General features: G+C 73.6%; 10 protein-coding genes. 1 reads left to right on the forward strand and 9 read right to left on the reverse strand.

Features of this window, described 5'->3' with window-relative positions; translation table 11 throughout:
• Positions 1–71: 71 nt before the first annotated feature.
• Entirely contained in the window at positions 72–1,526 is a 1,455-nt protein-coding gene (locus BSB02_RS21955) for a PucR family transcriptional regulator (protein ID WP_240506573.1), read from the forward strand.
• Here BSB02_RS21955 and BSB02_RS21960 read toward each other — a convergent pair.
• The 9 genes from BSB02_RS21960 to BSB02_RS22000 form a co-directional block, all read right to left on the reverse strand.
• Positions 1,523–2,935, reverse strand: coding sequence for an MFS transporter (locus BSB02_RS21960; protein WP_084961311.1), 1,413 nt, complete (start codon positions 2,933–2,935; stop codon positions 1,523–1,525). The genes BSB02_RS21955 and BSB02_RS21960 overlap by 4 nt on opposite strands.
• 65 nt (positions 2,936–3,000) lie before the next feature.
• Positions 3,001–3,486 carry a MarR family winged helix-turn-helix transcriptional regulator gene (locus tag BSB02_RS21965; protein ID WP_084961313.1) on the reverse strand — a complete coding sequence of 162 codons (486 nt, stop codon included), beginning with the start codon at positions 3,484–3,486 and terminating at the stop codon, positions 3,001–3,003.
• A 31-nt stretch (positions 3,487–3,517) separates the two neighbouring features.
• A complete protein-coding gene (locus BSB02_RS21970; RefSeq protein ID WP_143590993.1) occupies positions 3,518–6,217 on the reverse strand; it encodes a glycoside hydrolase family 38 N-terminal domain-containing protein in 2,700 nt (899 codons plus the stop codon).
• Positions 6,207–7,271 (reverse strand): Gfo/Idh/MocA family protein, encoded by a 1,065-nt coding sequence (locus tag BSB02_RS21975; RefSeq protein ID WP_084961315.1) that lies wholly within the window; start codon positions 7,269–7,271, stop codon positions 6,207–6,209. The genes BSB02_RS21970 and BSB02_RS21975 overlap by 11 nt, the downstream gene beginning before the upstream one ends.
• On the reverse strand, positions 7,268–8,134 hold the full coding sequence (locus tag BSB02_RS21980) for a TIM barrel protein (protein WP_084961317.1): 867 nt from the start codon (positions 8,132–8,134) through the stop codon (positions 7,268–7,270). The genes BSB02_RS21975 and BSB02_RS21980 overlap by 4 nt, the downstream gene beginning before the upstream one ends.
• On the reverse strand, positions 8,131–9,297 hold the full coding sequence (locus BSB02_RS21985; protein WP_084961319.1) for a CehA/McbA family metallohydrolase: 1,167 nt from the start codon (positions 9,295–9,297) through the stop codon (positions 8,131–8,133). The genes BSB02_RS21980 and BSB02_RS21985 overlap by 4 nt, the downstream gene beginning before the upstream one ends.
• Positions 9,294–10,349 (reverse strand): ABC transporter ATP-binding protein, encoded by a 1,056-nt coding sequence (locus BSB02_RS21990; RefSeq protein ID WP_084961321.1) that lies wholly within the window; start codon positions 10,347–10,349, stop codon positions 9,294–9,296. The genes BSB02_RS21985 and BSB02_RS21990 overlap by 4 nt, the downstream gene beginning before the upstream one ends.
• The gene (locus tag BSB02_RS21995) at positions 10,349–11,167 is read right to left on the reverse strand and encodes a carbohydrate ABC transporter permease (RefSeq protein ID WP_084961323.1); all 819 of its coding nucleotides are present in this window, start codon (positions 11,165–11,167) and stop codon (positions 10,349–10,351) included. Before BSB02_RS21995 ends, BSB02_RS21990 begins: the two co-directional genes overlap by 1 nt.
• Positions 11,164–12,027 (reverse strand): carbohydrate ABC transporter permease, encoded by an 864-nt coding sequence (locus tag BSB02_RS22000; protein ID WP_084961325.1) that lies wholly within the window; start codon positions 12,025–12,027, stop codon positions 11,164–11,166. The genes BSB02_RS21995 and BSB02_RS22000 overlap by 4 nt, the downstream gene beginning before the upstream one ends.
• Between the last annotated feature and the right edge of the window lie 15 nt (positions 12,028–12,042).

Here is a 12,042-nt window from a genome sequence, read left to right on the forward strand (position 1 = left end):
CGACGAGTGTGCAAAGGCCCACAGATCCACACAATTGTGGACGAAATTAAAAGGCCGCGTAGCCTTTGTGGGTGACCACAAGAATCACGGTCGAGGACCTGGTCCGCTCCCCCGCGCTCCAGCTGCGCGTGCTGGGCGGGGAGGCCGGGCTGGCGCGGTCGGTGTCCTGGGCGCACGTCAGCGAGCTGGAGGATCCGACGCCGTGGCTGCTCGGCGCCGAGGTGATCATGACGACCGGGATCGCGATCCCGCGGACGGCGGCCGGGCAGCGCGCCTACCTCGAACGGCTCGACGACGCGGGCGTCTCGGCGCTGGCCCTGTCCGCCCAGCTCCACGTGCCGCCGCTGCACCGGGAGTTCTTCGCCGCCGCCGAGGAGCGCGGCATGCCGCTGCTGGAGGTGCCGCTGGCGGTGCCGTTCATCGCCATCGCCCAGGAGGTGGCGGCCGCCGTGCAGGAGGACGCCAGGCAGCGGCTGGGCGCCCAGCTGCAGGTGTTCGGGGCGCTGCGCTGGCTGGCCGCCGAGGACCTGGACACCGCGACGCTGTTTCGCCGCCTGGAGCGGCTGTCGGGCTACGACGTCTACGCCTGCACCCCGCAGGGCCGGCCGCTGCTGGACGGGGTGCCCGTGCCCGACCTGTCGGCGCTGCCCGGCGAGGCGGACGCGCCGCCGACCATCCCGGGCGGGTTCGTGCTGCCCGTGCCCGCGCCGGGCGGGCCCGCCGGGTTCCTGGTGGCCTTCGAGCGCGAGGGCGCCCGGCCCGCTGGGCTGGCCGTGGTGCAGCACATCGCGACGGTGGCCGCGCTGCAGGTCGCCATGGCCAGGCACGAGCGCGAGACGCTGCGCCGCGAGGGCGCCGAGACGCTGTCGGAGCTGCTGCAGGACGTGCTGGACCCGGCCACCGCCCGCCGCCGCCTGGCCCGCATGGGCCTGCCCGTCGACGGCGAGGCCGTCCTGCTCGTGGTGCGGGACGCCGACGACGACGCCCTGCGCCGCTCGGTGGACGGGCTGCCGCACCTCATGCTGCGCCGCGGCGACGGCCATTACCTGCTCGGCCCGCCTTCCCTCGGTACGGCCGTCGCCGCCCTCCCGGGCGTGTCGGCGGGGGCGAGCAGGCCCTTCCCGCCGGGCGAGTCGATGCGGGTGGCGCAGCGGGAGGCGGTGTGGGCCGCCGCCCGGGCCCGGGAGTCGGGCCGGTCGCTGGTCCACTACGGCGAGGACACCACGGGCCGCTGGCTGCCCGACGACCCGTGGACGCTGACCGCCCTCGTCGAGCACGTGCTCGGCGAGGCGCTGGCCTACGACGCCCGCCACGGCTCGCGGCTGCTCGCCTCGGTGCGCACGTGGATGGAAAGGGACCGCCGCACCGAGGAGGCCGCGGCGGCCCTGCACATCCATCCCAACACGCTGGCCTACCGGCTGCGCCGCTTCGCCGAGCTGACCGGCCGCGACCTGTCGTCCACCGCGGCGTTCGCGGAGGTGTGGCTGGCCATCCGCGCGGCCGGGCAGCTCGGCATGCAGGATTAGGCGACCGTGACGGTCTCGGCGGGGGCGGCCTGGCGCTCGGGCCGGCGCAACACCACGAGCGCCACCACGAAGGCTGTCGCGAGCAGGCCCGCCGCCACGGCGAACGCCAGCCGGTAGCCGCCGGTCAGCGCCGCCGCCTGGCTCGCGCCCCCGGCCAGCAGCTCGCCGGTGCGGGAGGCGGCCAGGGTGGACAGCACCGCCACGCCCAGCGCCATGCCGATCTGCTGGGTGGTGTTGAACAGCCCGGAGGCCAGCCCCGCGTCGTCGGCCCCGGCGCCCGACATGCCGAGCGTGGTCAGCGCGGGCAGCACCAGCCCGCCGCCGGCGATCAGCACCATCACGGGCAGCAGGTCGGTGACGTAGGAGGCGTCCACCGGCACCCGCGTGAGCCAGCCCATGGCGGCCAGCAGCAGCGCCAGCCCGGCCAGCAGCACGGCGCGGGCCCCGAACCGGGTGATGAGCCGGGAGGAGACGGTCAGCGAGATCCCCCCGATGGCCACCGCGGCGGGCAGCATGGCCAGGCCCGTGTCCAGGGCGCCGTAGCCGAGGACCTTCTGCATGAACAGGGCGACGAGGATCTGGAAGGCGAACATGGCCGACAGCGTGAGCATCTGGACGAGGTTGGCGCCCGAGACGGTGCGCGAGCGCAGGATCCGCAGCGGCATGAGCGGGGTCGCGGCCCTGGCCTGCCGGACGAAGAACGCGGCGAGCAGGGCGAGCGAGACCGCGCCCAGGCCCAGCGTGTGGCCGGCGAGCCAGCCGTACTCCTCGATCTTGACGACCGTGTAGATGCCGAGCATCAGCCCGGCGGTGACCAGCGCCGCGCCGAGCACGTCGGCGCCGGCGCGCAGGCCGATGCCGCGGTCGGCGGGGACCGACCCCATCGCCAGCGCGAGCGTGGCCAGGCCGATCGGCACGTTGATGAAGAAGATCCAGTGCCAGGTCAGCAGGTCGGTGAGCACGCCGCCGAGCACCTGGCCGATCGAGGCGCCGACCGCGCCGGTGAAGCTGAACACGCCGATGGCCCTGGCCCGCTCGCGCGGCTCGGTGAACAGCGTCACGAGGATGCCCAGCACCACCGCCGAGGACATGGCGCTCCCCACGCCCTGCAGGAAGCGTGCGGCGACCAGCATGCCCGGCCCGGTGGCCAGCCCCGCGAGCAGCGAGGCGGCGGTGAAGACGGCGTTGCCGGCCAGGAACATGACCTTGCGGCCGACCAGGTCCCCCAGCCGCCCGGACAGCAGGAGCAGGCCGCCGAAGGGGATCAGGTAGGCGTTGACGGTCCAGCTCAGCTCGGCGGGCGCGAAGCCCAGGTCCCGCTGGATGGCGGGCATCGCCACGGTGACGATGCTGCCGTCCAGGATGGTCATCAAGGTGGACGCGGAAAGCACGGCGAGTGCGCGTGACATGACGGTTTCTCCTGTCAGGTGGCGACAGGAGAAACCGTAGCAGATAGTTTCGTTATAGACGATCCCTAATGGGATTGTCTTGCGCGCCTCGCCCCCACCGGCGCCTCCACGGGCGTGGCCAGGTGCCCTTCCGCCAGCCGCTTGAGCGCCCTGAGCAGGACCTCCCGCTCCTCCTCCGGCAGGGAGTCCAGCGCCGCCCGGTGCACGCCGTCGACGATGGCCTGGCTCTTCCTGGCCACCTCGGCGCCCTTCTCGGTGACCGCGACGATCCGGGCCCGCCGGTCGGTGCTGGAGGGGCGGCGCTCGGCCAGCCCCGCCTTCTCCAGCGCGTCGACCGTGACCACCATGGTGGTCTTGTCCATGTCGCCGATCTCGGCGAGCTGGATCTGGGTACGCTCCTCCTCCAGGGCGTGGACGAGCACGCAGTGCATCCGCGGCGTCAGCCCGATCTCCGCGAGCGCCGCCGCCATCCGCGTGCGCAGCACATGGCTGGTGTGGTCGAGGTAGAACGACAGGTCCGGTTCGGCCCGGGCGGGTGCCATGGCGGTCATGGCATCAGTCTAGTTCGGGATAATCCGCTCCCTATCGAAGCTGGACCGTGGCGATCTCCCAGGCGCGCATCGGCAGGCGCAGCACGCCGCCGGACACCTCCAGCGCCTCGCCGGGACGGCCGCGCAGGTCCGCCCGCCGGGCCTGCCCGAACGCCCCCTCCACGACGGCCTCGGTGTCGGCGTGGGCGACGACGCGCAGCTCCAGCCAGTCCTCCCGGCGGCGCAGCGAGGTCATCACCGCGCCCCGCACCTGCGGCCCGGTCCCCGGCCGCGGCAGCGGCAGGTCCCGCGGCCCGCTTCCCGGTACGGCCAGCAGGTCGTGCCGGAAGACCTCGGCCGCCTCCTGGACGCCCGCCCCGGCGGGCATGAGCGCCAGGCTCACCGACCGGACGCCGCGCGACTGGGCGGCGGGCGTGGGCAGCTGGGGCCCCGCGGGCTCCGGGCGCAGGCCGTTGCGGTTGCGCGACAGGTAGCCGACCGACCGCAGCAGCGTCAGCGCCAGCTCGTTCCCCGTCACCTCGTACTCGGTGACGTGCTCCAGCAACGCCGCCACCCCGCCCGCGGCCACCCACGAGGAGGCCGGGAAGGTGGGCAGCGGAGTCTCGCCGCAGCCGCCCTCGGCGGTCAGGCCGCGCTCCACGACCGCGAACTGCCCCTCGGCGAGGGAGGCCGTGGCCCGCTCGGGAAGCGGGACGTGCAGGCGCACCCGGTGGTCGACGCAGCGGTTGTCGAACTCGACGCGCAGCCGGACGAACGGCTCGCCGGCCCGCAGCTCCACCCGCGTGGTGACGACCGTCTCCTCGACCGCGCCGGGACCGCCCGGCCCCAGCTCAGGCGGCGCGTCCGCCCAGATCCCCTCGACGAGCTCGCCGGTGCGGTACCCGCCGTAGGCGGGCCAGCGGTAGGTCCGCCGCACGTCCAGGGCGGCCACCAGCGGCCCGGAGCAGACCAGCTCGACCTCCACGGCCTCGGGCTCCTCGACGAGCCGGTCGCGGGCGGGCGGGGCGTGGTTGTAGGTGTCGCCGACGTCGCCGCCGTCCACGATGCGGCCGGCGCCCGTGATCGTCACGCCGTCGGGCGTGGCCAGCGTCAGCGTGCCGTCCCCGGCCACCTCCACCCTGAGCAGGCCGTTGTCCAGCACCCGGTCCTCGGCCCTGCTCGGCGTGACGGGCAGGCCGCCGCCCTCCGCCCCGCCCTCCCCGTCCGGCTTCACGGCGATGTGCCCCAGCGGCGGGACCTCCACCAGGGCCGCGACGGTACGGCGGGGCTCGGCGACGATCCGCACGCGCGAGACGCCCTCCAGGCGGTCGCGCAGCTCGGCCACGTCGAACGCCGGGTCGGGCTCCCGCCCCACGGTGAAGGTGAGCACGCCGTCGCCGACCGACCAGCCGGTGACGTGCCGGCCGTACAGCTCGGTGCCGTGGACGAAGGTGAGCGCGACCGCGGGGTCCATCTCCTCGTCCAGCAGCAGCGTGGGCGCGTACTCCAGGGGTTGGAGGGGCACCCGGCGGCCGAGCGCGTCGGCCAGCGGCTCGGATCCGGCCACCTCGAACAGCACGACGCTCCGCCGTACCGCGGGGGTGGGGTTGACGACGAGCACCCCGCCGGAGGGGACGGCGGCGGCCAGGCGGGCGGTGACCATGTCGCGGACGGCCTGGCCCAGGTGCTCGGCCTCGGCGATGCGGGCGGCGACCTGCTGGGCGGTCTCGTCCACGCCGCAGCCGGTGACCGAGTCGTGCCCGCTGGCGTCGACCAGCCGCCACCAGGCCATGTCGAGGAAGCGGCCCGGCCACTCCTCGCCCCACAGCGCGGCCAGCGGCTCGGCGTAGCGTTCGACCATGCGCTCGGCCCGGCCCATGAGCTGCTTGACGTGCGCCCGGACCGAGATCACGCCGGGCAGGATGTTGGCCCGGGCGTGGGAGCGCAGCTCGCCGGCGACGCGCGGCAGGCCGGCTGTGCCGGCAGAAAAGTCCGCCGAAAATCTCCCGATATATCCCGCCAAGGTGTCCATGCGGGCGCCCAGCTCCGCGACCATGCCCGGCAGCCCGGCCACCGGCGCGGAGTGATCGGTCCCGTACATCGCCAGCAGCGGCCCCTCCGGCTGCCAGCGCCGCATCCGCGCCACGAACCCGGCGGCCCGCCCGGCCAGCCGGTCGGGCGCCTCGAACAGGTGGGCGCCGTTGCCGTAGCCGCCCTCGGGCAGGTACTGGGTCCTGATCGCGGTCCCGTCCGGCGCCACCCAGGCGAAGGCCGAGGTGGTCACCGACGACGGCACGCCGCGATACACGCACGCATGCTCAAGCCCCGCAAGCCGCAAGATCTGCGGCATCTGCGCGATATGCCCGAACATGTCCGGGAGGTAGCCCACCGGCAGCGCCCCGCCGAGCTTGTCCGCCCTGGCCATGCCGAGCTCCAGGTTGCGCACGATGGTCTCGCCCGAGCACAGGAACTCGTCCAGCAGGATCTGCCACGGCCCGATCGCCAGCCGCCCCGCCTCCACCAGGGCCGCGATCCGGTCGCGGTTCTCCGGCCGCACCTCCAGGTAGTCGTCCACGCACGCCAGCTGCCCGTCGAGGGTGAAGTGGTAGTCCGGCTCGCGCTCCATGCGGTCGAGCACCTCGTCCAGCAGCGCCACCAGCCGCAGCCGGAAGCGCTGGAACGGCTCGTACCACTCGCGGTCCCAGTGGGTGTGCGGGACGACGACGATCTCAGCGGCGATCTCAGAGCTCACTGGCTTCTCCTCCGAGGGGCAGTCCATGCTGTACGGCGTAGCGGGCCGCGATCCGCTGGGCGGTGACGATGTCCTCCAGCGCCCCCGCCTTGCCGGTCAGCGGCGGCACGCCCTCGGTCACGAAGGCGTGGAAGGCCAGCAGCTGCGCCTCGAACGCCTCGGTGACCTCGCGCCACTGGGTGCGGCTCTCCCCCGGCTCCACGACGGTCAGCACGGTCGGCGCGTTGAGCAGGTACGGCGCGGGGAAGACCAGCTCCAGCGAGCCCCTGTCGTGGTGGATCGCCACGGTCTCCCGGTAGGCGGGATAGTCCTCCAGGTAGTGCCACCGGATGGACAGGCGCCCGGCGGCCGGCAGCGGGCCGGAGATCTCGATCGACCCCGGCGTGCCGCCCCAGGCCGCCACGTGGTCGATCGCCGCGGGCGAGCCGGTGAAGCGCCGCAGCAGCGACAGGTCGTGGCAGATCGAGCCCAGCGCGACGGCGTAGAGGGCGCGCACGCTCGCGGGTGCCTGGGCGCCGAGAGCCTGGTCCACCAGCTCCTCCTCGGCCTTGCGCACCAGCGTGAGGTCGGCGTCGCGCGCCTGGACCAGGTTGGCGAAGGCCAGCTGCGACTCGCTGCTCGGGTGCAGCACGGTCACCTCGACCGACCTGATCTCGACGCCCTCCAGCAGCCGCTCGGCGCGCCGCACGGCCGGGTCGTACTGCTTCATGTAGCCGACCATGAGCCGCCCCTCCGGCAGCGCGGCGACCTCCGCCCTGGTGAGCGCGAGGGGCTTCTCGCACAGCACCGCGTACCCGGCTTCGAGCGCCTGCCGTACGGCCTGGCCGTGGGAGCCGGACGCGAGCAGCAGCACCGCCTCGAAGCCGCCGTCGGCCAGCATCGCCGTGAGGTCGGTGTAGCGGCGGGCGGCGCCCAGCCGGTCGCCCACGGCGCCCGCGAGGGTCGGCGACAGGTCGCACACCGCGGCGACCTCGAACAGCTCGCGGCGCCTGGACAGCAGCGGCGCGTACACCGCCTGCGTCACGGCCCCGCACCCGACGATCGCCACCTTCACAGCCCGAGCTCCTTCAGCTTCTCGCGGTTGGCCCGCTGGTCGGCCACGATGTCCGCCACCGGGCGGTGCCCGGGCAGCGTGTCCTGCTCGACGACGATCCAGCCCTCGTAGTCCCCGAGCGCCGCGACGACCCCGGCCAGGTCCAGGTCGCCCGCCCCCAGCGGGGTGAACACGCCGCGGCCCATCATGGCCCGCAGGTCCCCGCCCTGGGCGAACAGCTCGAAGGAGCCGTCCTTGACGTGCACGTGGCGGATGCGCCCGGCCCAGTCCCGCAGCGCCGCCACCGGGTCGCCCCCGGCCAGCAGCAGGTGCCCGGTGTCCAGGCACAGCCCCACGTCGGTCAGCTCCAGCAGCCGCTCGACGTCCTCGACGGTCTCCACGTAGGTGCCGAGGTGGTGGTGGAAGGCGGGCTCGAAGCCGCGCTCGCGGCAGCGGTCGGCCGTCTCTTGCACGCGCTTGGCGTACCCGGGCCAGTCCTCGCGCGCCAGGCCCGGCGCCTTGCCGCCCGGGGCGGCGAACCGCTCGGGCGAGCCGGGGCAGCCCAGCGTCGGCACCGGGGCCAGGGCCGGCGGGGCGGCGGGCGCGGCGGCGAACACCTCCAGCGTGGCCTCCAGCGCCGGGATGCCGTCGCGGAAGCGCGCGGCGTCGGCGTAGGGCAGGTCGGCCCAGCCGCCCGCGAGCAGCAGCCCCGCGCCCGACAGCCGCTCGGCCAGCTCGCGGCCCGTGCCGAGGTAGCCGACCGGGCCCAGGTCGATGCCGTCGTATCCGGCTGCGGCGAGCGCGGCGACCATCTCGTCGGCCGGCGGCGACGCCTGCGCGCCCGCCTCGAAGATCCCGAAGCTGACCGGGGCGTTCGCGATCATCCGCACAGCGCCATCACCTCGTTCTCGTAGGTCTCCAGCCGGTGCGGCCCGTCGCCGGCCTTCACCAGCACCCGGTCGCCGCGCACCACCTGCCGCGCGCCGCCGGGCCGTACCAGGACCAGCCCGTCGGCGTCCAGGGCCAGCAGCTCGTCGCCCAGCCTGACCAGCAGCGGCGCGCCGGGACCGGCGGACACGGCGGTCCGCCCGGCGCGGACGCCGTCCAGCACGCCGCCGGGGTCCTCGGCGAGCACCCAGGTCGTGGGCGTGCCCGGCAGCCCGTCGTCGCCGGGCCGGTGGAAGTCGCTGCCGCCGATGGCGACCACGTCGTCGCGCCAGGCGTCCGCCCAGGCCAGCGGGGCGCCCCAGCGGCGGTCCCACCAGGAGGCGTGCCACACCTCGGCCACGCGCGGGCGCTCCCGCAGCGGCAGCAGCCAGGCGCAGTCGGCGCCCAGCGGGTGGTTGATGGAGGCCAGCCCGCGTTCCATCCACCGGTCGGCGGGCTGCCGGAAGTCCACCCAGCCGACGTCGCCGAAGACGTTGGCGTGGCCGCGGTCGGTGGTGACCTCCTGGCCGGGGATGAGCGTGATGCCGCCGGCCGCGCCCAGCTCGGCGTGGTGGCTGACGGTGTTGTGGTCGGTGACGGCCAGGAAGTCCAGCCCCCTGCTCCTGGCCAGCTCGGCCAGCTCGGCGACGGTCAGCACGCCGTCGCTGTGCACGGTGTGGGTGTGGAAGTCCCCGGCCCACCAGCGCATGCCGTCGATGCCGGGGATGTCCCGCCGCGGCGGCCGCTCCGCGGGTTCCGGATCGGGTACGGCGGGCGCCTCCGGCATGCCGCCGGAGGTGACGATCTCCAGCTCGTAGGCGATGCCCTCGGGCGGCACCCGGTGCAGCCGCAGCCACACCTGCCAGACGCCGGGCTCGATCTCGCCGGGCAGGTAGCCGGGCGTCGCCCACTCCTCGGTGATCGTGTACCGCTCGCGCGCGCCGCCCGACCAGCCGCGAAAGCCCCGCGGCGAGCCGCAGCCCAGGTCCAGGACGCCGCGCGAGCGGTCGTAGCGCAGCTCCACGGTCAGCGAGCGGGTGCCCGGCGGGACCTCGAACGGCACCTCGCGCAGCATCCGCTCCAGCCGGTCGTCCAGCGTCCAGCGCCCCTCGATCCTCACACGAGCTCCCCGTCTCGGTAGACCAGCGCGCGGTCGGGCCTGGGCACGGCGCAGCCCGCCTCGCCCAGCTCAGGCTCCCGCCCCTCCGGCACGGTCACCTGGACCAGGTCCTCGCCCACCTCCAGCGTCACCAGGTAGCTGGCGCCCAGCGACTCCACGAGTACCACCTTCCCCGCGATGGGGCCCTCGGCCGCATACGACAGGTATTCGGGCCGCACGCCGTACACGATCTTCTCGCCGTCGGCGAGCCTGCCCGCGGCCGTCTCCGGCACCGGCACGCGGCAGCCCGCCACCTCCAGCGTGTCCCCCCGGACGACGCCGTCAAGGAGGTTCATCGGCGTGGAGCCGATGAAGGAGGCCACGAAGGTGTTCGCGGGCCGCTGGAACACCTCGGCCGGGGTGCCGATCTGCCGGATGTGCCCGTTCTCCATGACGGCCATGCGGTCGGCCATGGCCAGCGCCTCGGCCTGGTCGTGGGTGACGAAGACCGTGGTGACGCCGAGCTCGCGCTGGAGCTTCTTGAGGAACGTGCGCGCCTCCAGCCGCAGGCGGGCATCCAGGTTGGACAGCGGCTCGTCGAACAGGAACGCCTGCGCCTGGGTGGCCATCACGCGGGCCAGGGCCACGCGCTGCTGCTGGCCGCCCGACAGCTGCCCGGGCCGCCGGTCCATCAGCTTCTCCAGGCCCAGCCGCTCGCCGACCTCCCGTGCCTTCTGGGCCCGTACGGCTCTCGCAACCTTCTTGATCCGCAGGGGGTAGGCGATGTTGTCAGTGACGTCCATGTGGGGGAAGAGCGCGTAGTCCTGGAAGACCATCGCCACGTCCCGCGCCCCCGGCTGCAGGCCGGTCACGTCGCGGTCGCCGATGCGGATCGAGCCCGCGGTGGCGGTCTCCAGCCCGGCGATCGTGCGCAACAGCGTGGTCTTGCCGCAGCCGGAGGGCCCGAGCAGGGCGAAGAACTCCCCGTCGGGGATCACCAGGTCGAGGGAGTCGAGCGCCGTCACCCCTCCCGGGTAGACCTTGGTCAGGCCTCGCAGTTCGATGGCGGCCATCAGCGCTTGATCCCTCCGTGGAAGCGGAAGCCGTACTTCTTGCTGACGAACAGGTACATGAGCACCACGGGTATCGAGTAGAGCAGGCCGAAGGTCGACAGCAGCCGCAGGTTGGGCTGGCCGCCCTCGGTGTAGAGGGTGTACATGATCACCGCGGCCGGCTGCTTCTCCACGTCGCTGAGCAGCAGGTAGGGCATGAGGAAGTTGCCCCAGACGTTGGCCAGCGCCCACACCGCGATGGTCGCCAGCCCCGGGCGCACCAGGGGGACCACGATGTGGCCGACGATCTGCAGCGGCGAGGCGCCGAACACCCGGGCGGACTCCTCGTAGGACTTGGGGGTGGAGTCCATGAAGTCCTTGAGCATGAAGATCGCCGCCGGGAGCAGGCCGCCGGTCAGGATGAGGATGAGCCCCAGCTGGGAGTCGATGAGGCCGACCGTCACCGCGAGCTGGAACAGCGGGACCATCGCCGCGGTGCCGGTGATGATCGACGACAGCAGCAGCAGCGCGTACAGCAGCGCGTCGCGGCCCGGCAGGCGGACGCGGCTGAGCGCGTAGGCGGCCAGGGACGCGAAGAGCACCACCAGGGCCGCGGTGCCGACCGCCAGGATGATCGAGTTGACCAGCGAGCCGAGCGCGTAGGGGTGCTCCACGATGGCCTGGAAGTTGGCCGGCGTGAAGTCCGGGACCTTCACCTCGTAGGTCGGGGTGTCGGTGAAGGGCGCGGTGACCAGCCACAGCAGCGGGAGGGCGAAGAAGGCCAGGACGACCGCGACGAAGGTGTAGAAGCCTATCCGGCGCACGACGAATCCGGTCATCGCTGCTCCCTCAGCAGCCTGAGGTAGAAGACCGCCACGACCAGGTTGATCAGCAGGATCACCGTCGAGACCGCCGCGCCGTACCCCAGCTCGCCGCCCTGGAGGGCGACCTTGTAGACGTGCACGGCGAGGATCTCCGACTTGCCGTCGGGGCCGCCCGCGGTCAGCAGGAACGGGGTGAAGTCGTTGAACGTCCACAGGCTGATGAGCAGGAGGTTGGTGAGGATGTGGCCGCGGATGTGCGGGAAGATCACATCCCGCAGCTGCTGCCAGCCGTTGGCGCCGGCCAGGCGGGCGCTCTCCAGGTGGGAGGGCGGGACGTTCCCCAGCGCCGCGCCGTAGAGCATCATCGAGAACGCGGTGCCGCGCCAGGTGTTGAAGACGATGATCGACAGCATCGGGTGGTCGAGCAGCCACGGGAAGCCGGGGATGCCGAGCAGGGTGTTGAGGGTGCCCGAGTCGCGGTCCAGCAGGGCGATCCACAGGAACGACACCACGGCGCTGGGCAGGATCCAGGCGAGGATCACCAGGCCCTCCACGAACCGCTTGACGCGGCCGTGGAGGACCTTGGCGAGGGTGAAGCCGAGGATCGCCTGGCCGATGACGGCCGAGCCGAGCACGAACTGGACCGTCAGCCAGGTGGAGTCCAGGAAGCGGCCGTCGGTGAGGGCGGAGACGAAGTTGTCCAGCCCCACGAACTCAGGGTCGGCGGCGGCCAGGCCGGTCAGCCGGTAGTTCGTCACGCCGAGCAGGACCACCCACAGGGCGGGGAAGACGAGGAAGACGGCGATGAGGATCAGGGCGGGAGCGACGAACGCGCTCGCCCTGACCCTCCCGAGGCCGGCGGCGTCGGTGCTCATCCCGCCCGCCTCCAG

This window comes from Thermoactinospora rubra (assembly GCF_002093975.1).
Lineage (GTDB): Bacteria > Actinomycetota > Actinomycetes > Streptosporangiales > Streptosporangiaceae > Nonomuraea > Nonomuraea rubra_A.

Bases quoted from the DNA above. Each gene is read 5' to 3' on its own strand.
- BSB02_RS21960 (WP_084961311.1), bottom strand. From the start codon at position 2,935: ATGTCACGCGCACTCGCCGTGCTTTCCGCGTCCACCTTGATGACCATC.
- BSB02_RS21965 (WP_084961313.1), bottom strand. From the start codon at position 3,486: ATGACCGCCATGGCACCCGCCCGGGCCGAACCGGACCTGTCGTTCTAC.
- BSB02_RS21980 (WP_084961317.1), bottom strand. From the start codon at position 8,134: ATGATCGCGAACGCCCCGGTCAGCTTCGGGATCTTCGAGGCGGGCGCG.
- BSB02_RS21990 (WP_084961321.1), bottom strand. From the start codon at position 10,349: ATGGCCGCCATCGAACTGCGAGGCCTGACCAAGGTCTACCCGGGAGGG.
- BSB02_RS21995 (WP_084961323.1), bottom strand. From the start codon at position 11,167: ATGACCGGATTCGTCGTGCGCCGGATAGGCTTCTACACCTTCGTCGCG.
- BSB02_RS22000 (WP_084961325.1), bottom strand. From the start codon at position 12,027: ATGAGCACCGACGCCGCCGGCCTCGGGAGGGTCAGGGCGAGCGCGTTC.